General features: G+C 65.4%; 20 protein-coding genes. 15 read left to right on the plus strand and 5 right to left on the minus strand.

Annotation, left to right across the window (positions count from 1 at the left end; all coding sequences use genetic code 11):
- Window positions 1-24: 24 nt before the first annotated feature.
- Window positions 25-1329 carry a PrsW family intramembrane metalloprotease gene (locus QFZ40_RS08620; RefSeq protein ID WP_306903872.1) on the minus strand — a complete coding sequence of 435 codons (1305 nt, stop codon included), beginning with the start codon at window positions 1327-1329 and terminating at the stop codon, window positions 25-27.
- Window positions 1330-1507: 178 nt separating this feature from the next.
- On the opposite strand from QFZ40_RS08620, the gene pyrR reads away from it, so the two are divergent.
- From pyrR to QFZ40_RS08685, 13 genes are all read left to right on the plus strand, one after another.
- Window positions 1508-2095: a bifunctional pyr operon transcriptional regulator/uracil phosphoribosyltransferase PyrR gene (pyrR, locus tag QFZ40_RS08625; protein WP_306903873.1), complete on the plus strand. Its 588-nt coding sequence runs from the start codon at window positions 1508-1510 to the stop codon at window positions 2093-2095.
- Window positions 2092-3087 carry an aspartate carbamoyltransferase catalytic subunit gene (locus QFZ40_RS08630; protein WP_306903874.1) on the plus strand — a complete coding sequence of 332 codons (996 nt, stop codon included), beginning with the start codon at window positions 2092-2094 and terminating at the stop codon, window positions 3085-3087. The genes pyrR and QFZ40_RS08630 overlap by 4 nt, the downstream gene beginning before the upstream one ends.
- Window positions 3087-4433: a dihydroorotase gene (locus QFZ40_RS08635; protein WP_306903875.1), complete on the plus strand. Its 1347-nt coding sequence runs from the start codon at window positions 3087-3089 to the stop codon at window positions 4431-4433. Before QFZ40_RS08630 ends, QFZ40_RS08635 begins: the two co-directional genes overlap by 1 nt.
- A complete protein-coding gene (locus QFZ40_RS08640) occupies window positions 4433-4954 on the plus strand; it encodes a PH-like domain-containing protein (protein WP_306903877.1) in 522 nt (173 codons plus the stop codon). The genes QFZ40_RS08635 and QFZ40_RS08640 overlap by 1 nt, the downstream gene beginning before the upstream one ends.
- Window positions 4935-6257, plus strand: coding sequence for a glutamine-hydrolyzing carbamoyl-phosphate synthase small subunit (gene carA, locus QFZ40_RS08645; protein WP_373427470.1), 1323 nt, complete (start codon window positions 4935-4937; stop codon window positions 6255-6257). Before QFZ40_RS08640 ends, carA begins: the two co-directional genes overlap by 20 nt.
- Window positions 6257-9586 (plus strand): carbamoyl-phosphate synthase large subunit, encoded by a 3330-nt coding sequence (carB, locus tag QFZ40_RS08650; protein ID WP_306903878.1) that lies wholly within the window; start codon window positions 6257-6259, stop codon window positions 9584-9586. Before carA ends, carB begins: the two co-directional genes overlap by 1 nt.
- Window positions 9579-10442 (plus strand): orotidine-5'-phosphate decarboxylase, encoded by an 864-nt coding sequence (pyrF, locus tag QFZ40_RS08655; protein WP_306903879.1) that lies wholly within the window; start codon window positions 9579-9581, stop codon window positions 10440-10442. Before carB ends, pyrF begins: the two co-directional genes overlap by 8 nt.
- Before the next feature lie 109 nt (window positions 10443-10551).
- Complete coding sequence (gene mihF, locus QFZ40_RS08660) at window positions 10552-10869, plus strand: integration host factor, actinobacterial type (RefSeq protein ID WP_306903880.1); 318 nt, start codon at window positions 10552-10554, stop codon at window positions 10867-10869.
- A gap of 45 nt (window positions 10870-10914) precedes the next feature.
- Window positions 10915-11487 (plus strand): guanylate kinase, encoded by a 573-nt coding sequence (gmk, locus tag QFZ40_RS08665; protein WP_306903881.1) that lies wholly within the window; start codon window positions 10915-10917, stop codon window positions 11485-11487.
- 39 nt (window positions 11488-11526) lie between these two features.
- Window positions 11527-11787, plus strand: coding sequence for a DNA-directed RNA polymerase subunit omega (rpoZ, locus tag QFZ40_RS08670; RefSeq protein ID WP_003800778.1), 261 nt, complete (start codon window positions 11527-11529; stop codon window positions 11785-11787).
- A gap of 49 nt (window positions 11788-11836) precedes the next feature.
- Window positions 11837-13069, plus strand: a complete 1233-nt coding sequence (gene coaBC, locus QFZ40_RS08675) for a bifunctional phosphopantothenoylcysteine decarboxylase/phosphopantothenate--cysteine ligase CoaBC (protein ID WP_306903884.1) — start codon at window positions 11837-11839, stop codon at window positions 13067-13069.
- 77 nt (window positions 13070-13146) lie between these two features.
- On the plus strand, window positions 13147-14382 hold the full coding sequence (metK, locus tag QFZ40_RS08680) for a methionine adenosyltransferase (protein ID WP_306903885.1): 1236 nt from the start codon (window positions 13147-13149) through the stop codon (window positions 14380-14382).
- Window positions 14383-14530: 148 nt separating this feature from the next.
- The gene (locus QFZ40_RS08685) at window positions 14531-16651 is read left to right on the plus strand and encodes a primosomal protein N' (RefSeq protein ID WP_306903886.1); all 2121 of its coding nucleotides are present in this window, start codon (window positions 14531-14533) and stop codon (window positions 16649-16651) included.
- Between the two features lie 52 nt (window positions 16652-16703).
- Here QFZ40_RS08685 and QFZ40_RS08690 read toward each other — a convergent pair whose 3' ends face one another.
- The 4 genes from QFZ40_RS08690 to QFZ40_RS08705 are packed head-to-tail and all read right to left on the minus strand — an operon-like array spanning window position 16704 to window position 20581.
- Entirely contained in the window at window positions 16704-17789 is a 1086-nt protein-coding gene (locus QFZ40_RS08690; protein ID WP_306903887.1) for a glycosyltransferase family 4 protein, read from the minus strand.
- Window positions 17786-18715 (minus strand): alpha/beta fold hydrolase, encoded by a 930-nt coding sequence (locus tag QFZ40_RS08695; protein WP_306903888.1) that lies wholly within the window; start codon window positions 18713-18715, stop codon window positions 17786-17788. Before QFZ40_RS08695 ends, QFZ40_RS08690 begins: the two co-directional genes overlap by 4 nt.
- An 11-nt stretch (window positions 18716-18726) precedes the next feature.
- Window positions 18727-19596: an aldo/keto reductase gene (locus QFZ40_RS08700; protein WP_306903889.1), complete on the minus strand. Its 870-nt coding sequence runs from the start codon at window positions 19594-19596 to the stop codon at window positions 18727-18729.
- A 22-nt stretch (window positions 19597-19618) separates the two neighbouring features.
- Window positions 19619-20581: a sugar-binding transcriptional regulator gene (locus QFZ40_RS08705; protein WP_306903890.1), complete on the minus strand. Its 963-nt coding sequence runs from the start codon at window positions 20579-20581 to the stop codon at window positions 19619-19621.
- A 126-nt stretch (window positions 20582-20707) separates the two neighbouring features.
- On the opposite strand from QFZ40_RS08705, the gene QFZ40_RS08710 reads away from it, so the two are divergent.
- Together QFZ40_RS08710 and glpK are read left to right on the plus strand one after the other, a co-directional pair.
- Complete coding sequence (locus QFZ40_RS08710; protein ID WP_373427415.1) at window positions 20708-22531, plus strand: glycerol-3-phosphate dehydrogenase/oxidase; 1824 nt, start codon at window positions 20708-20710, stop codon at window positions 22529-22531.
- 181 nt (window positions 22532-22712) lie between these two features.
- Window positions 22713-24227: a glycerol kinase GlpK gene (gene glpK, locus QFZ40_RS08715; RefSeq protein ID WP_306903892.1), complete on the plus strand. Its 1515-nt coding sequence runs from the start codon at window positions 22713-22715 to the stop codon at window positions 24225-24227.
- Window positions 24228-24308 lie beyond the last annotated feature (81 nt).

Raw genomic sequence — 24308 nt, forward strand, 5'->3', positions numbered from 1 at the left:
GGGGATGCACCCGGCCAAGCGGCATCAGCCGGCGACGGCGGCCCGCAGCGCCAGAATGCGCTGCAGCTGGTCCCGTTCCTCGACCTGGTGCAATTGCACGTCCCGGCCGCTGAGGATCCGCTGCCTGGTAAAGGCGAGTTGCGTCGCAGCCTTAACGAATGACTTCATCTGATGCCTGCGGTTGTAGCGGCCCGCCCATGCCACGGCGGCCCGCCTCCCGCTTGCGGTCGCGAGCATGGCCACCTCCGCGGGGGTAAACCATCCCGCCGCGGCGTACTCAAGCAGCCGCTGCCGGGTAAGCCGGTTCTCGGCGACCCGGAGCAGGATGATTCCGAGGATGGCCAGGAAGAAAATAGGGACCTGGACGAGGATGTAATCGGCCAGGAAACCCTGCCCCATGCTGTTCCAGCGGTTGTGCAGGAGCATGGCAGGCAGTAGCCCGATGAAGAACGCTGCCACGGAGACGCCCATGTGCCAGCGGCGTGCCGCGAAGCCCATGATGAGTCCCGTCGTGCCGGTAAAGATCGCATGCGCGAAAGGGGACATTACGCCGCGGAGCAGGAAGATCTGGGCCAGATCGCTCGCCGGGCTCGCCGATTCGGCGATCGCACGGCCGAAGTACAGGATGTTTTCCGTAAAGGCGAAGCCGCCGGCGATGGTGAACGCGAACACCACACCGTCCACAGGCCCGTCGAAATGCTTGCGGGCCAGAATCAGCAGCAGCAGCAGGCCCAGCGACTTTGCGGACTCCTCCACCACCGGGGCCTGGACGGTGGCCATATAGGTCTGGAAGTCCGACTCGCCCGAGAACTCGAAGGTCAGGGCGAAGAACGGCTGGACCAGGAGCGTCACAGCGACGGCCACTGCCGCGCCCCAGGTAAAGGCAAAGAACAGCAGGTGCCCGGGTTCCGGTTCCCAGCGGTCGATCACGTGGACAGCCAGCAGCACGGCGGACAACGGGATCAGCGACGCAACGAATCCCCCCAGGAAACCCGCGGGTCCCGTGTTTGCCAAAAGGAAAGGCACCACCAGGAAAAGGCTCAGGAACGCGAGGCCGCCCCCGCCGATCCCGAGCGCCAGGAGCCCGGCCGATGGCCGCCCCACAGCACTCCTGGCAGCGGTGCCTGCCCGCGGCGCTGCGCCATCGACCGGCATGGCGTGTACCGGCAGGGCGCGAACGGGCCCGCCACTCTTCGCCGGTGCCTCGCGGTAATTCTCCGGTTCCACCTGCCCCATCCAGCTGGGGTTGGCCTGCCCGGGCAGGGAAGTCCTTGGTCCGGATGTCGCGCGGGACGGCTCAGGAGGCGGCTGACGGGGATGCATGGACATAGCAGAAAGCCTATGGCGCCCCCACCCGGCGTCCAAGGCCGACGCTACGCGAAGTGCAGGAGTGTGACCATCGACGCCCTGCCGGGCGCAAGGCGCCAGCAGACCGTGTGGTAATTTTGAGGGGCAAATAATCCTTTTTTAATTCCGTCCTGTGAGGCGGGGAAAGGGGAGACGAGCGTTGACTTCTGTCACCAACGCACCGGTTCCAGCCAGGGTTGTCCTCAACCAGGCTGACATTGACCGTGCACTTACTCGTATCGCCCATGAGATCCTCGAGGCCAACAAGGGCTCCAAGGACCTGGTGCTGCTGGGCATTCCGCGCCGCGGCTACCCGCTGGCGGCCCGGCTGGCCCGCAAAATCGCCGCCGCGGACCCTGCCGTTGACCCTGCAGCCATCGTTGGCCAGCTGGATGTCACGATGTTCCGCGATGACCTCTCCCACCAACCAACCCGCCCGCCCTATCCCACCCAGCTGCCGCTTACGGGGATCGATAACAAGGTTGTGGTGCTGATCGACGACGTACTCTACTCGGGCCGAACTATCCGCGCCGCCCTGGACGCCATTATCGACCTTGGCCGTCCGCGCATCGTCCGGCTCGCTGTCCTGATCGACCGCGGACACCGTGAGCTTCCAATCAGGGCGGACCACGTGGGCAAGAACCTGCCGACGTCGTCCGCGGAAAAGGTCCGGGTCCGCCTTGAAGAGACAGACACAGCTGCAGATGGCTCAGGTCTGAACGAAGTCGTCATCGAGGGCGGCGCATGAAGCACCTGCTCTCCACCGAAGACCTCAGCCTTGCCAACGCAATCCGCATCCTTGATACCGCCGAGGAAATGGCGGCAGTAGGGGAGCGGGAGGTCAAGAAACTTCCTGCCCTGCGGGGACGCACGGTGGTGAACCTGTTCTTCGAGGATTCAACCCGCACCCGGATCTCCTTCGAGGCGGCGGCAAAACGCCTGTCCGCCGACGTCATCAACTTCGCCGCGAAGGGCTCCTCCGTGTCCAAGGGCGAGTCCCTCAAGGACACTGCCCAGACTCTGTCAGCGATGGGCGCCGATGCCGTCGTCATTCGCCACTGGGCGTCGGGCGCGCCGCACCGGCTGGCCTCCACAGACTGGATCGACGCCGCCGTTATCAACGCCGGCGACGGAACCCACGAGCACCCCACTCAGGCACTGCTGGACGCGTTCACCATGCGCCGGCACTGGGCGAAACTCTCCGGAACGGGATCCATCGGGGAAGACCTCCAGGGAATGCGGGTGGCCATCGCCGGCGACGTCCTGCACTCACGGGTCGCCCGTTCCAACGTGTGGCTGCTGCGCACGCTTGGTGCGGAAGTAACCCTCGTGGCACCGCCCACGCTGCTGCCCATCGGCGTCGAAAAGTGGCCGTCCAAGGTGAGCTACAACTTGGACGAGACCCTCGAAGGCGGCGTTGACGCCGTCATGATGCTCCGCGTGCAGGGCGAGCGGATGAATGCCTCGTTCTTTCCCAGCACACGTGAATATTCCCGCCGCTGGGGTTTCGACGACAATCGGCTCCGGACCCTGGACAGCCTGGGCATGAAGGACACCATCATCATGCACCCCGGCCCCATGAACAGGGGCCTGGAAATTTCCGCGGCCGCCGCCGACTCGCCCCGCTCCACCGTGCTTGCACAGGTCCGGAACGGCGTGTCAGTCCGGATGGCCGCCCTGTACCTGCTGCTCTCCGGGGACACCCGGGAACCAGCCGCCAACTCCAAGGAGAGCAACTGATGCCAGACAATAACGGAACCTATCTGATCCGCGGCGCAGCGATCCTGGGCGCAGGCACCGAGGACCTGCTCATCCGCGACGGCCGGATCGCTGAACGGGGCACCGGCCTGGCGGGAACCGACGCTGCCGACGGCGCAACCGTCATCGATGCCTCCGGCCTGATAGCCCTGCCCGGAATGGTGGACGTGCACACCCACCTGCGCGAACCCGGCCGCGAGGACGCTGAGACTGTCGAGACCGGAACCCGCGCTGCCGCACTGGGCGGCTACACTGCCGTGCACGCCATGGCCAACAGCACCCCTGTTGCCGACACCGCTGGCGTGGTGGAGCAGGTCTACAGCCTGGGCCGGGACGCCGGCTGGGTCGATGTCCGTCCTGTGGGCGCCGTGACGGTGGGCCTGGCGGGGGAGCAGCTCGCAGAACTGGGCGCCATGGCCGATTCCCGTGCCCGCGTCCGGATGTTCTCCGACGACGGCAAATGCGTGCACGACCCGGTCCTGATGAGGCGGGCCCTGGAATACGTCAAGGCGTTCGACGGCGTGGTGGCCCAGCACGCGCAGGAACCTCGCCTCACCGCCGGTGCGGAGATGAACGAGGGCGAAGTGTCCGCCGTCCTGGGACTCGCCGGCTGGCCTGCCGTGGCCGAGGAGAGCATCATCGCCCGTGACGTACTGCTGGCGCAGCACGTGGATTCCCGCCTGCACGTCTGCCACGTCTCCACCGCCGGTTCAGTGGAGATCATCCGGTGGGCCAAGGAACGCGGCATCAACGTCACCGCCGAGGTCACGCCCCACCACCTCCTGCTCACCGATGAACTGGTCCGCACCTACGACCCCGTGTACAAGGTCAACCCGCCGCTGCGCACCAATGCGGATGTGCAGGCCCTGCGCGCCGGACTGGCGGATGGCACGATTGACGTCGTCGGCACCGACCACGCCCCGCACCCCAGCGAGCACAAGGAATGTGAGTGGGCGCAGGCGGCCATGGGCATGACCGGGCTGGAAACCGCACTGTCCGTGGTCCAGCACACCATGATCGAAACCGGGCTGATGACCTGGGCGGACTTTGCCCGGGTCACGTCCACGGCCGCCGCGCAGATCGGCAGGCTGGCGGACCAGGGCCGTCCCCTCGACGCAGGTGAGCCGGCCAACATCATCCTGGTGGACCCGGCCGCGCGCTGGACTGTCGACCCGTCCACGATGGCCACCATGGGCCGGAACTCACCGTTCGCCGGAATGGAACTCCCCGGCAAGGTTGTTGCCACCTTCTTCAAGGGCCACCCCACTGTCCTGGACGGCGAGCTCAACACGCCTTACCGGCAGCCTTCGCCCGCAGGCGCTTCCTGATGGACAACAAAACGCTCACCTTACTCATCACCCTGCCGCTCATCGCCGTCGTCCTGGGACTGATCTGGGCTGGCTGGCGCAACCGCCTCAGGCGGCAGTCCGACGTCGAACCTCTGCCTGCCGTGCCTGCGGCGCCGGGCGTGCCGCTCGGCAGCGCAGAAGGCCAGTACGTTGCCTCCACCACCGCAGGTGACTGGCTGGACCGGATAGCGGTCCACGGGCTCGGCATCCGGACCAACGCAGTCCTCAACGTGTATCCCCACGGCGTCCTCTTCGACAGATCGGGAGCGCCGGCTCTCTATGTTCCCGTGGCGGACCTGACCGCTGTCCGGCAGGAAAGCGGGATGGCCGGCAAGTTCGTCGAAAAGGACGGCCTCCTGGTACTGAGCTGGAAGCTCGGCTCCCACGAGCTGGACACGGGTTTCCGTACCCGCCGCGCCGCGGACAAATCCGCCCTCTTCGAATCCCTTCAGCATTTGATCTCCGCGGCCCCCCAGGCTGATCCCCAGAGTGGAAAGTAAAACAGTGACAGAAACACAAGTAACAGCAGCAGCAGAGAAGGCCACTCCAGCAGTTTCCACGCCCGTCCCGGCAGCCCTCGTGCTTGAGGACGGCCGGATCTTCCGCGGCACCAGCTACGGCGCCACCGGAACCGCCCTGGGCGAGGCCGTGTTTGCCACCGGCATGACCGGTTACCAGGAGACCATCACCGACCCGTCCTACGCCCGGCAGCTGGTGGTCCAGACAGCGCCGCACATCGGCAACACCGGCGTCAACAGCGAAGACGCCGAGTCCCGACGCATCTGGGTTGCCGGCTACATCGTCCGCGACGCCGCCCGGCGCCCCTCCAACTGGCGCTCCGAGCGCAGCCTGGACGACGAACTCGTGGAGCAGGGCATCATCGGCATCCAGGGCGTCGACACCCGTGCCATCACACGCCACCTGCGCGAACACAAGACCATGCGTGCAGGCATCTTCTCCGGCGATGCTGCCGCGGCCACTGAGAAGGAGCTCGTGGACCTGGTTCTCGCCAGCGAACCGATGGAAGGCGCGCGGCTGGCTGAGGAAGTGAGCGTCGACGAGGCTTACGTCGTGGAGCCCAAGGACCACGGCTGGGAAGGCGACGCACGGTTCAGCATCGCCGCCATCGACCTCGGCATCAAAGCGATGACCCCCGTCCGCTTCGCCGAGCGCGGCGTCCGCGTTCACGTGCTCCCCGCCACCGCTACCCTCGAGGACGTCAAGGCAGTCAACCCTGACGGTTTCTTCATGTCCAACGGGCCCGGCGACCCCGCCACCGCAGACGCCCAGGTGAAGCTCCTCCGCTCCGTCCTGGACGAGAAGCTGCCCTACTTCGGCATCTGCTTCGGCAACCAGATCCTGGGCCGCGCGCTGGGCTTCGGCACCTACAAGCTGCGCTACGGCCACCGCGGCATCAACCAGCCCGTGATGGACCGGCGCACCGGCAAGGTGGAGATCACGTCGCAGAACCATGGCTTCGCCGTGGACGCACCGCTCGACGGCGCCACCCAGGCCCCGGAGGAACGGTACGGCCGCGTTGAAGTCAGCCACATCAGCCTGAACGACGACGTCGTCGAGGGCCTCGCGTGCCTGGACATCCCGGCCTTCTCCGTCCAGTACCACCCCGAGGCGGCGGCCGGCCCGCACGACGCAGCCTACCTGTTCGACCGCTTCATCGACCTGATGGAGGACATTAAGCCAAACACCACCGGCCGCACCGCAAACCTCTCCGGAGAACCAGTGGATTCCGTCCACCCCGCCGCTCCAAGCACGACTGACAACAACACTGAGGACAAGAAGTAATGCCTAAGAGAACTGACCTTAAGAGCGTCCTGGTCATCGGTTCCGGCCCCATCGTGATCGGCCAGGCCGCCGAATTCGACTACTCCGGCACCCAGGCACTGCGGGTCCTCAAGGAGGAAGGCCTCCGGGTCATCCTTGTGAACTCCAACCCGGCCACCATCATGACCGATCCTGAGTTCGCGGATGCCACTTACATCGAGCCCATCACTCCTGAGGTGGTGGAGAAGATCATCGCCAAGGAACGGCCGGACGCTGTCCTGCCCACCCTGGGCGGACAGACCGCACTGAACACAGCCATCGCGCTGGACAAGAACGGCGTGCTCGAGAAGTACAACGTGGAACTCATCGGCGCCAACATCGCCGCGATCGAACTCGGCGAGGACCGCGAAAAGTTCAAGGGCGTCGTGGAGCGCTGCGGTGCGGAGTCTGCACGCAGCCACATCATCCACAGCATGGACGAGGCACTCAAGGCCGCCGAGGACCTCGGCTACCCCATGGTGGTCCGGCCGTCCTTCACCATGGGCGGGCTCGGCTCCGGCCTGGCATACACCGAGGATGACCTGCGCCGCATCGTCGGCCAGGGCCTGCAGTACAGCCCCACCAGCGAGGTATTGCTCGAAGAGAGCATCCTCGGCTGGAAGGAATACGAGCTGGAAATGATGCGGGACAAGAACGACAACGTGGTGGTTGTCTGTTCCATCGAGAACTTCGACCCCGTGGGCGTGCACACCGGCGACTCCATCACCGTGGCACCCGCGCTGACCCTGACGGACCGTGAATACCAGCGGCTCCGCGATATCTCCATCGCCGTAATCCGTGAAGTGGGCGTTGACACCGGCGGCTGCAACATCCAGTTCGCCATCGAACCGGACACGGGACGTGTTGTGGTCATCGAGATGAACCCGCGCGTGTCCCGCTCCTCGGCACTGGCTTCCAAGGCCACGGGCTTCGCGATCGCCAAGATCGCCACCAAGCTCTCCCTGGGCTACACCCTGGACGAAATCCCGAACGACATCACCCAGAAGACGCCCGCGTCATTTGAGCCCACCCTGGACTACGTCGTCGTCAAGGTACCGCGGTTCGCCTTCGAGAAGTTCCCGGCGGCGGACAACACCCTGACCACCACCATGAAGTCCGTGGGCGAAGCCATGGCCATGGGCCGCAACTTCACCGAGGCCCTGCAGAAGGCACTGCGTTCCCTTGAGCAGAAGGGTTCACAGCTGGACTTCAGCCATGTCCCTGAATGGGAAGTGCCAGAACTGATCGAGAAGGCAAAGCGCCCCACCACCGAGCGCCTGCACCAGGTCCAGCGTGCCCTCCTCGGCGGCGCCAGCGTGGAGGACCTGTACGAGGCCACCAAGATCGACCCGTGGTTCCTGGATCAGCTCCAGCTGCTGAATGAGATTTCCCGCGAGATCCGCCAGTCCGGCGCACTCACCGTTGACATGCTGCAGCGGGCCAAGCGCCACGGCTTCTCCGACGAGCAGATCGGTGCCCTGACGCACAACTCCGAGGCCGTGGTCCGCGGTGTGCGCCAGGCACTGGGAATCCGTCCGGTCTACAAGACGGTGGACACCTGCGCCGCTGAGTTCGCCGCCTACACCCCGTACCACTACTCGTCCTATGACGAAGAGGACGAGGTTGCGCTGCACTCCAAGCCCTCCATCCTGATCCTCGGATCCGGCCCTAACCGCATCGGCCAGGGCATCGAGTTCGACTACTCCTGCGTCCACGCCTCCATGGCGCTGCGCAAGGCCGGTTACGAAACTGTCATGGTCAACTGCAACCCGGAGACGGTCTCCACGGACTACGACGTCTCCACCCGCCTGTACTTTGAGCCGCTGACCCTCGAGGACGTCCTGGAGGTCATCGCGGCGGAGGAACGCACCGGCGGTGTGATGGGTGTGTTCGTCCAGCTCGGCGGCCAGACACCCCTCAAGCTGGCACAGCAGCTGGCCGACGCCGGCGTGCCCATCCTGGGCACTTCCCCGGAAGCGATCGACCTCGCCGAACACCGCGGCGCATTCTCCCGCGTCCTGGACAAGGCCGGCCTGATCTCCCCGAAGAACGGCACCGCAGTGTCCTTCGAGGACGCCAAGAAGATCGCCGACGAGATCGGCTACCCGGTCCTGGTCCGTCCTTCCTACGTGCTGGGCGGCCGCGGCATGGAGATCGTCTACGACGAGCCGAACCTCTCCCGCTACATCGCCAACGCCACCGAGATCACCCCGGACCACCCCGTCCTGATCGACCGGTTCCTGGAGGACGCCGTCGAAATCGACGTTGACGCCCTTTTCGACGGTACCGACATGTACTTGGGCGGGATCATGGAGCACATCGAAGAAGCCGGTATCCACTCCGGTGACTCCGCCTGCGTCCTGCCTCCCATCACGCTGGGGACCAACGTCCTGGAACGGGTGCGCACCGCAACCCGTGCCATCGCCGAAGGCGTGGGCGTGCGCGGCCTGATCAACATCCAGTTCGCCCTCGCCTCCGACGTCCTGTACGTGCTCGAAGCAAACCCGCGTGCTTCGCGCACCGTCCCGTTCGTGTCCAAGGCCACCGGCGTGCAGATGGCCAAGGCTGCAGCCCTGATCGGCACCGGCGTGACCATCGGACAGCTCAGGAGCGCCTACAAGATGCTGCCGGAAACCGGTGACGGCTCCACCCTGCCGCTCGACGCGCCGGTATCGGTCAAGGAAGCCGTCCTGCCGTTCAGCCGGTTCCGCACTCCGGAGGGCAAGGTTGTCGACTCTCTGCTGGGCCCGGAAATGCGCTCCACGGGCGAGGTCATGGGCATCGACAAGCACTTCGACACCGCCTTCGCCAAGAGCCAGGCCGCAGCCAACAACGCGCTGCCCACCGAAGGCAAGATCTTTGTCTCCGTCGCCAACCGGGACAAGCGTTCGGTCATCATGGGCGTCAAAAGGCTCTCGGACCTAGGCTTCGAGATTGTCTCCACCGGCGGCACCGCTGACGTGCTGCGCCGCAACGGCATCCAGGCGACCCCGGTCCGCAAGGTCGCCGAAGGCAGCAGTGCCGAGGGGGAGGGCACCATCGCGGACCTCGTCATCGCCGGGGAAATCGACATGGTGTTCAACACGCCCTCCGGCGGCGAAGCCCGCAGCGACGGTTACGAACTGCGCGCCGCGGCAACCTCGATCGGCATTCCGTGCATCACTACGGTGGCCGAGTTCAACGCCGCCGTGCAGGCGATCGAGGCCATGCGCACGTACGAATGGTCGGTGACCAGCCTGCAGGAGCATGCTGCGGCACTGGCCGCCTCGCAGGACGCGGCAAGGCAGAAGGCGGCCCTGCAGCATGCCTGAGCAGGTACTTGACACTGCCGGCCGGGAGTCCTTCGGTTCCCGGCTGGCGGCTGCCATGGCCGCCGTCGGCCCGTTATGCGTCGGCATTGACCCGCACCCCGCGCTGCTCCAGAGCTGGGGACTGGGCGACGACGCCGCCGGGCTGCGGCGCTTTTCGCTGACGGTCCTGGAGGCCGTGGGTTCGCTCGCTGCCGCGGTGAAGCCGCAGGTAGCGCTCTACGAGCGCCACGGTTCCGCCGGTATGGCAGTCCTCGAAGAGGTTCTGGCCGCCGCCGCCCAGGAGCAGGTCCTCACCATCGCGGATGCGAAACGCGGAGACATCGGATCCACCATGGCTGCCTACGCGGACGCGTGGCTGCGCGACGGTTCATCCCTGGCAGCCGATTCCGTCACGTTGAGTCCGTACCTGGGCTTTGAGTCACTCCGGCCGGCCCTTGACCTGGCCGCCCTGAACGGCCGTGGCGTGTTTGTCCTGGCGCTGACCTCAAATCCTGAAGGCGCCTCCGTCCAGCACCTCGGCGGAACCGACTCAGTGGCAAAGCGGATCACGGAAGCGGCGGCAGCGGAGAACCGCAGGTATGGGGATTCCCTCGGCTCGGTGGGACTCGTCGTGGGCGCCACAGTGGGATCGGCACTGTCCGACCTGGGCATGGATCTGAAGGCAATGCACGGTCCCGTCCTTGCTCCCGGGCTGGGTGCCCAGGGGGCCACTCCGGCTGACCTGCGCAAAACCTTCGGGCCGGCCTACCCGCAGGTGCTGGGAACGTCCAGCCGGGAAATCCTTGCGGAAGGACCCGCAATCCGGGGACTGCGCGAGGCCGCACAGCGCACCCTTGACGGGCTCCGCGGGGAATAGCCACGCGTTTCCCGGATGCATTGATTCAGTGGTCTCCAAAGAGTAGGTTTCAGGAAAAGTCCAACGGCAGTTGCCGTGGACCTGGCCGACGAATCAGGGGGTGTCCTCCATGGCCCTGCGACCCTTATCCGCGTCGGAACGCGCTGATGCGCTGAACAAGGCTGCTGCTGCCCGGGCCGCCCGGGCAGCAGCAAAAGAGCGGCTGAAAAACGGGGAGACAACGGCCGCGGACCTCCTCAGCTCTGCCACAGCGGATGACGCCCTTGCCAGGATGCGTGTGGCGGAGCTGCTGGAGGCGCTGCCCGGTGTCGGAAAGGTGAGGGCAGCAGCCATCATGAAGCAATTGGGGATCGCAACATCCCGCAGGGTCCGCGGACTGGGCATTCACCAGCGCCAGGCGCTGGTAGATTTTATAGACGAGAAGTAGGGCGGACCCTTCCGCCCGTCCCCGAATTGCGCCGCAAAGGAATACGTGAGCAAGAAACCTGGACTGACAGTCCTCGCTGGTCCGACGGCTGTTGGCAAAGGCACCGTGTCCACTTACATCCGGGACAACTACCCCGGCGTCTGGCTGTCCGTCTCAGCCACCACCCGCGCCCCGCGGCCCGGGGAGCGGGACGGAGTGCACTACTTCTTTAAGACCGCTGACGAATTCGACCGCTTGATCAAAGATGGCGAACTGCTCGAGTGGGCCGTGGTCCACGGCCAGAACCGCTATGGGACCCTGCGGAGCACAGTAGAGCAGGCCATTGCCGATGGCCGCTCCGTCCTGCTCGAGATCGACCTGCAGGGGGCGCGCCAGGTCAAGGAGGCTGTCCCGGACGCCCAATTCGTCTTCCTGGCGCCCCCGAGCTGGGAAGAAATGGTCCGCCGTCTGGTGGGCCGTGGCACCGAAACGGTCGAGGAACAGCAGCAAAGGCTGGAAACCGCTAAACTGGAACTGGCCGCTGAACCGGAGTTTGACCATACCGTCATCAATGATGACGTACGCCGGGCAGCGGACGAGCTTGTTTCACTCATGGGGCTGACCCCGAACCCGCGCTAAAGCACGGAACGCATCAGCCCGTTAGAATTTGGAGAATTCGTGTCCACGAACCTTGAAGGCATCATCAACCCGCCGATCGACTCGCTTCTTGAGGCAGCTGATTCCAAGTACGGCCTGGTGATCTTCGGTGCCAAGCGTGCACGTCAGATCAACGCTTACTACGCCCAGCTGCACGAGGGCCTTTTCGAGTACGTCGGCCCGCTGGTTGACACCAAGCTGAACGAGAAGTCGCTGTCAATCGCCCTGCGCGAGATCAACGAAGGCAAGCTCGTTTCCACGCCGATCGAAGCTGCAGAGTAAACAGCAGTCCAGCAGCAATCCAAGCAGACTGCCTGTTGACGGAGGTCACGTGCGCATAGTCCTCGGAGTCGGGGGAGGGATAGCCGCCTACAAGGTGGCATCGCTCCTCCGGCTTTTTACTGAAGCAGGCCATGACGTCACGGTGATCCCCACCGAGGCCGCCACGCGTTTTGTCGGAGTCGCCACCTGGGAGGCGCTCTCCGGGAATCCTGTCAGCAACAGCGTCTTTGACGACGTTCATCAGGTCAACCATGTGCGGCTTGGTCACGAAGCGGATCTGATCGTCGTGGCGCCCGCAACAGCGGACCTCATGGCCCGCGCGGCTACCGGGCAGGCCAATGATCTGCTGACCAACACCCTGCTGATGGCCAGGGGGCCGGTTCTTTTCGCCCCGGCCATGCACACCGAGATGTGGCAGCACGCCGCCACCCGCGCAAACGTGGAGACCCTCCGCGGGCGTGGCATCGCCGTGCTGGAGCCAGCCAGCGGCCGGCTGACCGGTGCCGATTCAGGACCAGGCCGGCTCCCCGAGCCGGAAGCGATCTTTGATGCCGCCATGGCCCTCGCCCAGGGCCGGTCCGACTACCAGCTTCCGCTGGCGGGGCGTACCGTCACCATCAGTGCGGGCGGGACCCGGGAGCCACTGGATCCTGTGCGCTTCCTCGGGAACCGCTCGTCAGGTAAACAGGGGGTCGCCCTGGCAGTCGCCGCCCGCAACGCGGGGGCCTCCGTGCGGCTCCTGGCCGCCCACATGGAGGTGCCGCCGCCCGCCGGCGTCGAGGTCGTGACGGTGGAGACTGCCTTGCAGCTGCGCGAAGCAGCGCTGGCAGCGGCAGCCGACTCCGACGTCATCATCATGGCCGCCGCGGTGGCGGACTTCCGTCCCGCCGAAATCTCGGACACCAAGATCAAGAAACGCGACGACACCGCGGATCCAGTCATAACCCTCGTACGGAACCCGGACATCCTGCAGGAGCTCGTGGAGCTCCGGGATGGCGCTCAGCGGACCCAGCTGATTGTCGGCTTCGCGGCGGAGACGGGCGACGGGCAGGGGGACGTGCTGGCATATGCGGAAGCCAAGCTCCGCCGCAAAGGCTGTGACCTGCTCGTCGTCAACCATGTGGGCACGGACAAAGTCTTCGGCCAGGACTCCAACTCCGTGGTGATCCTGGCCCGTTCCGGCTCGGAGCCGCAACTGGCTTCGGGGACCAAAAGCGAGGTTTCAGGCGCTGTGATCACCAGGATCGGCTTCGAGCTGAACCACGTTTCGCCCCGCGCCTGATACCAGGACCCGCAGTGTTCCTTAGCGCGGGGACATATGGTGCCCGACGTCCGGTTCCCAACCAGTAAGGTAGTTGAGTGACTTTACCGCTGCATATTCCCCACACCCAGGGGGCCACGCCCTCCGCGCTCCGGCTCTTCACCTCGGAGTCGGTCACCGAAGGCCATCCGGACAAGATCTGCGACCAGATCAGCGACGCCATCCTTGATGCGCTGCTCGCCGCGGACCCGGAATCCCGCGTGGCAGTGGAAACCATGGCAACCACAGGGCTGGTCCACGTGGCCGGTGAGGTCACCACAGACGCTTATGTCGAGATTCCGCAAATCGTCCGGGAAACCATCCTGGGCATTGGCTACGATTCCTCGGCCAACGGCTTCGACGGCGCCCGTTGCGGCGTGTCGGTGTCCATCGGCCAGCAGTCCAACGACATCGCCGGGGGAGTCTTCAACTCGCTCGAAGCCCGCGAGGGCCGCCAGGAGGACGACTACGACCTCCAGGGTGCGGGCGATCAGGGCCTCATGTTCGGATATGCCAGTGACGAGACCCCGTCCTATATGCCGACGCCGATCTGGATTGCCCACCGCTTGTCTGAACGCCTCACCGAAGTCCGCAAGTCCGGCGAACTGTCCTACCTCCGGCCGGACGGCAAGACGCAGGTGACTGTCGGCTACGACCGCGACGTTCCTGTCTCAGTCGAGACCGTGGTGATCTCAAGCCAGCACGCCGAAGGCGCAAGCCTGGACCGGCTCCGCGCAGACCTGGCCTCCTACGTGATCGAGCCGGTGCTGGCAGGTGCCAACCTCGACATTTCCCGCGCGGCCAACATCCTCAACCCCGCAGGGGAGTTTGTCATCGGCGGCCCTGTGGGTGACGCCGGACTGACCGGACGCAAGATCATTGTCGACACTTACGGCGGTATGGCCCGCCACGGCGGCGGAGCATTCTCGGGCAAGGATCCGTCCAAGGTGGACCGCTCAGCAGCCTACGCCATGCGGTGGGTTGCCAAGAACGTCGTCGCCGCCGGCCTCGCAAAGCGTGCCGAAATCCAGATTGCCTACGCGATAGGCCAGGCCCGCCCTGTCGGCACGTACGTGGAGACCTTCGGTACGGAAACCGTGGATCCCGCCCGGATCAGTGCCGCGATCGCGGAGATCTTCGACCTGCGCCCGCGTGCCATCATAGACGCCCTGGACCTCAAACGGCCTATCTACGCGAAGACTGCCGCGCACGGCCACTTCGGCAGGGATGATCCCGACTTCACCTGGGAACGCCTGGACCGCGTCGATGACCTCAAGGCCTTTTTCAACGCCTAGCGCATCCCCCAACCTGCCCGTCATGGAAAATGTCGGGGGCGAGTGGTTGGCTGGTCATATCCAGTGAGGATGAAACCGTCCGGTCACGCGATTTTGTCGGGAGCTTATCGGGCGGTTATTGGAGCAGGATCGTGAAGGGGGTGCCGCCATGGCTTCAGGGCAGATGTCCCTGCTGCAGGGATTCCCGGCCAAGACTCCGCAGGCCGGCCCTGCGCTGGCCCCCCACCTTCCGGTCGCCCGGGTATTGGTGGAGTCATCATTGCCCCATCTTGACCGTCCCTTCGACTACAGCGTGCCAGCCGGCCTGGACGGCGCAGCACAGGCGGGGGTGCGGGTCAAGGTCAGTTTCAACGGCCAGGAACTGTCCGGATTCCTCCTCGAGCGCATTGCCGAGTCCGACGCCGGCCACGCCCTGGTTCCGCTGCAGAAGGTGGTCTCCCCGCTTTCCGTCCTCACGCCGGAAGTCCGTATCCTCGCCGCTGCCGTGGCGGCCCGGTATGCCGGAACGTTGAGCGATGTCCTCCGCGTCGCGGTTCCACCCCGGGTGGCCCGCCTGGAGAAGGAATTCCTGGCCGAAGCCGGGCAAGTTGCGGACGCAGAGGGTCATCAGCAGAACCTCCAACCGTCTGTGGCAGGCCCTGCTGCGGCGGCTGCCAGGGCTCCCGAAACGCACTGGGCAGATTACCGCAACGGCCCGGCTTTCCTCCGGCACCTCCGGGATGGCGGGGCACCGCGTGCTGTCTTCAGTCCGCTCCAGGGCTACGGAAATGCCGCCTGGCCCCATCTCATTGCCGAGGCAGTAGCAGCCGTGCGCGGTTCCGGCCGGGGTGCCTTGGTGGTCGTCCCCGACTACCGCGACCTTCAGCGGCTGGAAACCGCACTGCGGGAAGTGCTTCCCGCAGAAGACATCGCCCGGCTGACCGCCGAGGACGGGCCCACCCCGCGCTACCGGAACTTCCTGCGCGTGCTTGACGGGTCTGCGCGAGTCGCTATCGGCACCCGATCAGCCGCGTTCGCCCCCGTGCGGGACCTGGGCCTGGTGGCCTGCTGGGATGACGGCAATGACCTGCACATCGAGCAGCGTGCACCCTACGCCCATGCCCGGGACGTGCTCCTGCTGCGGGCGGAGCAGGAAGCTGCTGCCTGCCTGATGGCCGGCCATACGCGCAGCACAGAACTTCAGCGCCTGGTGGAAACAGGTTGGGCCCTCCCTGTCGACGCAGACCGCGCCGTGGTACGCCGGACAGTTCCCCGGGTACTCAACACCGCCGACAGCTTCGAACAGGAACGTGACCCGCTGGCCCGGATCGCGCGGCTTCCCGGAGCAGCCTGGCGCGCCGCCAAGGAGGGGCTGGAACGCGGGCCCGTCCTGGTTCAGGTCGCCCGGGCAGGCTACGCGCCCTCCCTCGTGTGCGAAACGTGCCGGGAACCCGCCCGCTGCGAAGCATGCCAGGGCCCGTTGGCAGTAGCCGGCGCCAGTGGCAGTTCAGCGATCCCGCAGTGCCGCTGGTGCTCCACACCGGCACCGGACTGGCAATGCGCCCACTGCAGCGGGCGAAGGCTCCGCAAGGGCGCTACCGGCGTTCTGCGGACGGCTGAGGAACTCGGCCGGGCCTTCCCCGGCAAGCCCGTGATCACGTCCTCCGGCGACCAGGTCAAGGCTGAGGTGGCCAACGCCAAGGTCCTGGTGGTGGCCACTATCGGCGCGGAGCCCGTCGCGGACGGCGGATACGCCGCTGCCCTGCTCCTCGACGGCGACTCCCTGCTTCGGCGCGAAAACCTGCGCGCCGGGGAGGACACGGTGCGCCGCTGGTTCAACGCGGCGGCGCTCGTGCGGCCGGCGTCCGAGGACGGCCTGGTCGTCATTACGGCGACTGACAGCAGCGCCGTCGGGGCTCTGCTTCGCTGGGATCCGGCCGGCTATGCCGAACGGGAACTATCCCTGCGGAAGGAGCTTCAGCTGCCGCCGGCCGTCCGGCTCGCGTCGGTCACCGGCCCTCGTAGCGCCGTCGTGCAATTCACGGAAGGTGTGGAAAGGCAGCTGGAACCGTCCGGCGTCACGTTGCGGACCGCCGGTCCCGCACCGCTGCTCCTGAGCGGCGCTGCCGCGCCCCGGCGCTCCGGGGAGGACGTCCGCACCCTGCTGTTCTTCCCGTACGGGCAGGCAGCCGCTGTCACCGGGATCCTGAGGGCTGCCAGGGCCGCGGCAGCCGCCAGGCGGAGCGAGGAACCGGTGCAGGTCCGGCTGGATGGCGTGGACGTCCTCTAACGCTTTCCTTGACCTCTGGCGCGGTCCTTCAGCGCCGGCCGGTCCTGCCGCGTCAGCGTCCGGATGGTGAGCGCATCGTCACGATGTCGTGAGCCACGTCCACCAGTTGCCGGGCCGATTCATCCCAGCTGAACTCCCGCGCCCGGGCCACGGAAAGCCGGGAAACCTCCTGCCAGTGTTCGTCGTCGCGCAGTTTCTTCACAGCGGCGGCGAATTCCGTGGCGGAGGCAGGATCCACGTAAGAGGCCACCTTTCCCCCCACTTCCCGGAAGATCGGAATGTCGCTGGCAATCACCGGCGTGCCGAGTGCCATTGCCTCGACGAGCGGAAGGCCGTAGCCCTCAGCACGGGACAGGCTCACCAGCGCGGTTGCCCGCTTGAGCAGGGTCGCGTAATCCCCGTCAGTGATTCCGTTATGGAAAACCACCTTGGCGCCTGGCGGGACCATGATTTCCAGTTCGGCCCTACGCTGGGGGGTGATCCTGCTCAGCAGATGGAGGGTGAAATCCGGCAGCTCAGCCATCCCGGAGATCATGGTTTCAACGTTCTTGTACGGCATGAACGAACCCATATAGACGAGCGAATGGTCGGCTCCGGCGCCGGGATCACGCGGCTCCTGGGCAGGCTGCGGTGCGTTGCTGATGATCCTGACCGGGCGCCTCGTCAGCCGGTACTTTGCCATCAGGGCTTCGGTGGTTCGGCTGATGGTGGCGACGATGTCCGCCCGGTCGAGTAGGAGCCTCTGCGGCCAGAAGGCTTTGTGGTAAAGGCGCCACAGCACCCGCACGGGCGCCGGAAGGAATCCGGGGGGTGCCGGGTGCTCGTAGTAGATGAGGTCGTGGAGGGTCAGGACCAGCCCGTACTTGCGCCCCCAGCTGCCCATGGTCTGCATGGGGCAGACCACGACGTCGGCGCCGAGCGGGTTCACCTTGCGGGCCACGAACAGCTCCAGCGGGGACAGCGGGCTGTTGATCAGCGTGTAGGGGACGTCCGGGAGGAGGGCAAGCTGGCGGTGGTCGCTGATGAGCATGGAGACGTCGGCGATCTTCGAGGTTGCTGCGATCAGGCTGGCACCGTACCGGCTGATGCCGTCGTGGTGGTCGGTGCGGGTGAACCGTGCGTCTATGACTATTTTCACGCGGCGTGGTCCTTCAGGAAGCTGCGGATGAAGCCGGCTGCCTGCCCCGGCGTCTCGTAATGGATCAGGTGTCCGACGCCGGGAATCACCGCGAGCGTGCCGGCCGGCAACAGCTCCGCCAGGCGGTGCTGGTCCGGGAGGGTGGCGATCTCGTCCTTTTCGCCGGCAACCAGCAGGACCGGAAGAGTCAGCTTTCCGGCCACTTCCGCGACGTGCCCGCTGACGGATGCCGTGAAGGATTCGAGCAGGCTTTCCCTGTTCGCGAACGCACTGAAGTAGGCATGGTGCTGGCCGTGAATAAAGCGGCGCAGATCCTTGTCATCGGTCTTGGCCATGGCCTCGCTCATCACCCGGACAATGAGGGGGCTCCGGAGCAAGGCCAGCCCCACGCGGCGGGGGAGCCGGGCGGCGAGCCGGTAGTAGAGGACAGCCAGCTTGGTCATGATGCCCTTGGGGCCTTCCAGCGCCGGCGCGGCAATGGGGTTGATGAGGATCAGGGGGGTGACGGCGCCGGGGTGGGCCGCTACGAAATGCGCGGCGATGATTGAACCGAATGAGTGGCCGAGCAGCACCGTGTCCGGGCCGAGGCCCAGGTCGGCCATGAAGCCGGCAATGAACCTGCCGTAGTGCTCCACGGTGTGCGGACCTGCGGCAAACGCCCCTGAGCTTCCGAAACCGGGGAGGTCGGGCATGATGATCCGCATTTCGGGAAGCTGGTCCGCCACCCTGAGCAGGCCGTGGTGATCCCCGCGGAAGCCGTGGATGACCAGGATGGTGCGGGTTTCGGCGGTCACCCGGACGGGTTCGTACGTCCAGTAGGCGACTGATCCGCCGTCGAGCGTGATGTTTGATGCCGTGGTCCGGCCGGCAAGCTCCTGGCTGAAGTAGGACGGCGTGGCGGAAGGTCGGGGGTCTGCTGTTTTCATGTGCCTCGGTCCTAGTTGACGTTGTCAGGGTGGGAGCCGGAGCGGTGGCCACGGTCAAGGTCTGCGAGGGCGGCCATGTCCCGGGCCGAGAGCTCAAAGCCGAAGACGTCCAGGTTTTCCCTGATCCGGGCGTCGGAGCTTGCCTTCGGGATGGCGATGTTACCGAGCTGGATGTGCCATCGCAGGATGACCTGCGCCGGCGTCCGGCCGTGTTCGGCGGCACAGGCCCGGACAACCGGATCGGCCAGGACATGACCCCGCCCCAGCGGACTCCAGGCCTCGGTCCGGATGCCGAGGCCTTCGTGTTTCTCCCTCAGTTCCGCCTGCTGGAGCCAGGGATGCAGTTCGATCTGGTTCACGGCCGGGACCACCTCGGCAGTCTGCAGCAGCCGGTCCAGGTGCTGGGGCTGGAAGTTGCAGACTCCGATGGCGCGCACTTTCCCTTCGCGGTAGAGCGTCTCCAGGGCCTTGTAGGTTTCCATGAACAGCCCGCGCCTGGCACAGGGCCAATGGATCAGGTACATGTCCACGTAGTCCAGGCCAAGGTTGACCATGGAAGTGTCGAAGGCGCGGAGGGTTCTGTCATATCCCTGGTCCTCGTTCCAGACCTTTGTGGTGATAAAGAGGTCCTCACGGGACATCGCAGGTGATGATTCCCCCGAGCCGCCGCTGCCGCCGTCGGGACCGGTCAGGGAGCTGATACCGCGTGCCACTCCCGTTTCATTGCCGTACATCGCCGCTGTGTCGAAGTGCCGGTACCCTGCGGAGAGCGCCATGACGACCAGCCCGGCGGCCTCTGTTGCCGGAACTTTGTACAGACCCAGGCCCAACTGGTCGATCAGCACGCCGTTGTTCAGGCTGAGCCGGGGTGAAGGTTTCATAGCAACGACTCTACCCACTGAGTCAGGAGACGCCGCTGAACGTTACCAGGCGGCGCGCGGTGGCTTCGTCGAGAATCAGGTCCGTTGCCAGTCCCGCGGTGAGGGCGCCGCGCAGGCCGTTGATCTTGGAGGCGCCGGAGACCACACAGATCCGCCGGCGCACTTCCCGCAGCTGCGTGAAAGCTGGCCCCGTTGACCTTTCGTTCAGGACAATTCCGTCTGAGGATCCGTCACCCCGGAAGAAAACGGTGGCTACGTCACCCACCACATCGGAACTGGCCAGGATATTCAGGTCGGTTTCGTCGAGGTAGCCGCCGGCGTACACATGGCTGGGGTAGTCAGCGTCGACTGATCCCACACCGAAGATGGCGATGCTCATCCTTGACTGGAGTTCAAGGATCCGCTGCACGCTGCGCTCATTCCACATGGCAGTCTTGGTGGCTGCGTGGTCAAAGAAGGCGGGAACGGGGAACTGCTCAACACGGGCTCCGTAGGCACTCCCGAAGCGGCGCATGATGTCACTGGCATACGTGATACCGGTTGTGTGCATGTTTCCGGCGCCGTTGAGCTGCACGATCACGCTGTCGTGGGTGATTTTCCGAGTCAGGTGCCGGCTGACTGCGCTGAGTGTCGATCCCCAGGCCACCCCGATGATCGCATTGGAGTCCACCAGCGGGCCGATGGTGCGGGCAGCCTGAATGGCAACCCGGTCCAGTGTCTCCGCCTCGTTCAGGGTTTCCAGCACCGGGACAACATGCACATCCACGTTGTACCGGCTCCGGATCATTCCTTCCAGCTCGGGTCCGGTATCGAGTGGATTGCGGATCTGGATCTGCACGAGCCCGGAATCACGCGCCGCGGAAAGAAGCCTGGAGACCGTGGAGCGGGACGTCCTGAGCTCCCGCGCGATGGCGTCCATGGTTAGGTCCTGGAGGTAATACATCTGTGCAGCGCGAAGGGCTTCTGAATGGCGCGAGCGCGTCATCGGGGATCCTCCGTGCACCTTCGTGCATAGCGCTTGACTACATTTTCCATAACTCCAAAGAATAGTTGAAGAACCGCGGTCCACCTGCAATGGTGGCCGCATAGGACCAAACCCAAGGGAGTTGTTTTGGGACTTAAGGATTCATCCGGTCATGGCACAGCCGGTACACATGCCGCTACACATGCCGCTTCAGACCGGACTTCCGTGCAAGGCCTGCGCCAGCGCCCGCACGCCAAGGTGCTGATCATCGGCGGCGGAATTAACGGGGTGGGCACTTTCCGCGACCTCGCCCTGCAGGGCGTGGATGTGGCCCTTGTGGAACGTGGTGACTACTGCCAGGGCGCCAGTGGAGCGTCGTCGCACATGATCCACGGCGGCATCCGCTATTTGGAGAACGGCGAGTTCCGCCTGGTCCGGGAATCGGTCGTGGAGCGGAACCGCCTCCTGCGCATCGCCCCGCACTACGTGAAGCCGCTCCAGACCACCATCCCCATTTTCAGTACCTTTTCCGGCCTGATGTCCGCGCCCCTGCGGTTCCTGACGCACAAGCAGCAAGGCAAGCCCAAGGAACGCGGAGCCTTCCTGATCAAGCTAGGCCTCACTATGTACGACTCGTTCTCCCGCGACGGCGGCAGCGTGCCGCGGCACCGCTTCGTCGGCCGCAAGCGGGCCCTCGCGGAGCTTCCGCTACTCCACCCCGGCATCAAATACGCTGCCACCTACTTTGACGCCTCGGTACACAATCCCGAACGCCTCACCCTGGATGTCCTCCAGGACGGCGAAAGGGCCGGCACGGTGAACGGAACCGCACCGGGCAGCGCCACTGCCCGCGCCAGCAATTACTTGTCGGCCGACTCGGGGGCAGGCGTTTCCAACACGGGAACAGGCAGCATTGTCCGGCTCCGGGACGAGCTGACCGGCGAAGTTTTCGATTTCACAGCCGATGTCATCGTCAATGCTACGGGTGCCTGGGTGGACCTCACCAACCAGGCCCTGGGCGCTTCTTCAACGTTCATGGGTGGCACTAAGGGCTCCCACATTGTCCTGGATCACCCCGGACTCCTCGACGCCTGCAAGGGGCGGGAGATTTTCTTCGAACACACTGACGGCCGGATCGTCCTCATCTACCCGATGGGGGACCGTGTCCTGGTGGGCACCACGGACGTGGACGCGGACATGTCCGGGGACGCCGTCTGCACGGATGAGGAAATCGACTACTTCCTTGACCTGATCGGCCATGTGTTCCCGACCCTCAGCGTGCAGCGGGAGCAGATCGTCTACACCTTCTCGGGGGTGCGTCCGCTGCCCAGGCACGAGGCGACGCAGCCCGGATTCGTATCCCGGGACTACCGGATCGAGCGCCATACAGGCGCACGCACCCCCGGCGAGGGCGCCGCCGTCGTACTGAGCCTGGTGGGCGGGAAATGGACCACCTTCCGGGCGCTCGCCGAACACATGACGGACGACGTCCTCGCCGAATTGGGCATGGACCGGAAGATTTCGACGGCGAAGCTCGCCATCGGCGGGGGTGCCGGCTTCCCGGCGGACGAAGCCGGCGTCCAGAAGTGGATCAAGGCGAACATGTCCGCCGGGCGGGATGCTGACCGCACGGCCGCCCTCCTGACCCGCTACGGTACCCGGGCTGAAGCCGTGATCAGTTATCTCGACGCGGGCCAGGACCGGCTGCTGCGCTCCACCCGCGAACTCAGCGTCCGTGAGCTGGAATTCATGGCCGGGCACGAGCAGGTCGGGCACCTCGTCGATGTCCTGATCCGTCGGACCTCACTGGCATTCAAGGGCCTGGTGACCGGTGAACTGCTGAACGAGATTGCCGATGTGCTGGCCGGCCCGCTGGGCTGGGATACCGCCGCCAAGGCAGCCGAAATTCACCGCGCGCAGGAGGTTCTGGAGCGCTACCACCGCGTGCAGATCCACAGCCTGGTCGCATAACTGGACCAGGGTAGCCGACTGGGGCTATTCCTGGATCCCGTTGGTCAGTCCGTTCGTGGGTGGCGCGCTGGGCAGGATGATAGTCCGGATCGTACAGTTCATCGCAGCAGCTGCCAGTTCCTGACCGAGCCCGAGCTATTTGCCACAACTACCCCTGCAGAAAGACAAGGACGTCGAAATCATGAACCAGTACGTAGTCGCCATCGACCAGGGCACCACCAGCACCCGGGCCCTGGTCTTTGACCACAGCGGCAACATCGTGTCCTCGGGCCAGATGGAACACGAGCAGATCTTTCCGCAGGCAGGCTGGGTGGAACATGACCCCGCCGAGATCTGGAACAACACCCGCGAAGTCATCGGCTCTGCACTTTCCAAGGCGAATCTGACCCGGCATGACATCGCCGCCGTCGGCATCACCAACCAGCGCGAAACTGCCGTCGTTTGGGACAGGACCACGGGTGTTGCCGTTTACAACGCCATCGTCTGGCAGGACACCCGAACCCAGGGCATCGTGGACGAACTGGCCAGGGACGGCGGTCCCGAAAGGTTCAAGCAGAAGGTCGGCCTCCCGCTGGCGACGTACTTCTCGGGCACCAAAATCAAGTGGATCCTCGACAACGTCGAGGGCGCGCGGGCCAAGGCAGAAGCGGGTGACCTGGTCTTTGGAAACACTGATGCGTGGGTGCTGTGGAACCTCACCGGGGGAGTGGACGGCGGCGTTCACGTCACCGACGTCACCAACGCCTCCCGGACCATGTTCATGGATCTCCAGACGCTGCAATGGGATCAGGAGATCCTGGACGCGTTCGGAGTTCCGGCCAGCATGATGCCCGCCATCAAATCCTCCTCGGAGGTGTACGGGACAGTGCACACCTCGCAGCTGCTCCGTGAAGTCCCTGTTGCCGGCATCCTGGGCGACCAGCAGGCTGCCACGTTCGGCCAGGCCGCCTTCCAGACCGGCGAAGCGAAGAACACTTACGGCACAGGCTGCTTCCTGATCTTCAACACGGGTGAGGAGATCGTGCACTCCAAGAACGGCCTGCTGACAACAGTTGGCTACAAGCTTGGGGATGCCGCACCGCACTACGCCCTTGAAGGCTCCATCGCCGTCACCGGTTCGCTCATTCAATGGCTCCGGGACAACCTGGGCCTGATCAGCAGCGCCCCTGAGGTAGAGACCCTCGCGGCCTCTGTTGAGGACAACGGCGGGGTGTACATCGTTCCGGCGTTCTCGGGCCTGTTCGCACCATACTGGCGTTCAGACGCCCGGGGCGCCATCGTTGGCCTGACGAGGTATGTCAACAAAAACCACATTGCCCGTGCTGCCCTCGAGGCAACGGCCTTCCAGACCCGCGAAGTGCTGGATGCGGTCAACGCGGACTCGGGCGTCCCGCTCACGGAACTGAAGGTCGACGGCGGCATGGTCGCCAACGATGCCCTGATGCAGTTCCAGGCGGACATCCTCGGAGTCCCGGTTATTCGGCCCAAGGTCGTGGAAACGACGTCCCTGGGTGCCGCGTATGCTGCGGGGCTCGCCGTCGGCTTCTGGAAGGACCTCGGCGAGCTCTCGGCGAACTGGTCCGAGGACAAGCGCTGGGAGCCCAAGATGGACCAGGCCGAACAGGACCGGCAGATGCGCCTTTGGAAGAAGGCTGTGACCAAATCCATGGACTGGCTGGACGAGGACGTGCGCTAGGCGCTCCCCGCGTAACCGGACGGCAGCAGATCGGGAGGGCGGCACATGATGCCGTCCTCCCGTTCCCCTGCTCTCCCGCTT

This window comes from Arthrobacter pascens, assembly GCF_030816475.1.
GTDB classification, from domain to species: Bacteria; Actinomycetota; Actinomycetes; order Actinomycetales; family Micrococcaceae; genus Arthrobacter; species Arthrobacter pascens_B.

What these genes read in the sequence shown, in the direction of transcription:
- QFZ40_RS08620 (WP_306903872.1), bottom strand. Translation starts at nt 1,329, where the DNA reads ATGTCCATGCATCCCCGTCAGCCGCCTCCTGAGCCGTCCCGCGCGACA.
- QFZ40_RS08630 (WP_306903874.1), top strand. Translation starts at nt 2,092, where the DNA reads ATGAAGCACCTGCTCTCCACCGAAGACCTCAGCCTTGCCAACGCAATC.
- QFZ40_RS08635 (WP_306903875.1), top strand. Translation starts at nt 3,087, where the DNA reads ATGCCAGACAATAACGGAACCTATCTGATCCGCGGCGCAGCGATCCTG.
- QFZ40_RS08640 (WP_306903877.1), top strand. Translation starts at nt 4,433, where the DNA reads ATGGACAACAAAACGCTCACCTTACTCATCACCCTGCCGCTCATCGCC.
- carB (WP_306903878.1), top strand. Translation starts at nt 6,257, where the DNA reads ATGCCTAAGAGAACTGACCTTAAGAGCGTCCTGGTCATCGGTTCCGGC.
- pyrF (WP_306903879.1), top strand. Translation starts at nt 9,579, where the DNA reads ATGCCTGAGCAGGTACTTGACACTGCCGGCCGGGAGTCCTTCGGTTCC.
- mihF (WP_306903880.1), top strand. Translation starts at nt 10,552, where the DNA reads ATGGCCCTGCGACCCTTATCCGCGTCGGAACGCGCTGATGCGCTGAAC.
- QFZ40_RS08685 (WP_306903886.1), top strand. Translation starts at nt 14,531, where the DNA reads ATGGCTTCAGGGCAGATGTCCCTGCTGCAGGGATTCCCGGCCAAGACT.
- QFZ40_RS08695 (WP_306903888.1), bottom strand. Translation starts at nt 18,715, where the DNA reads ATGAAAACAGCAGACCCCCGACCTTCCGCCACGCCGTCCTACTTCAGC.
- QFZ40_RS08700 (WP_306903889.1), bottom strand. Translation starts at nt 19,596, where the DNA reads ATGAAACCTTCACCCCGGCTCAGCCTGAACAACGGCGTGCTGATCGAC.
- QFZ40_RS08705 (WP_306903890.1), bottom strand. Translation starts at nt 20,581, where the DNA reads ATGACGCGCTCGCGCCATTCAGAAGCCCTTCGCGCTGCACAGATGTAT.
- glpK (WP_306903892.1), top strand. Translation starts at nt 22,713, where the DNA reads ATGAACCAGTACGTAGTCGCCATCGACCAGGGCACCACCAGCACCCGG.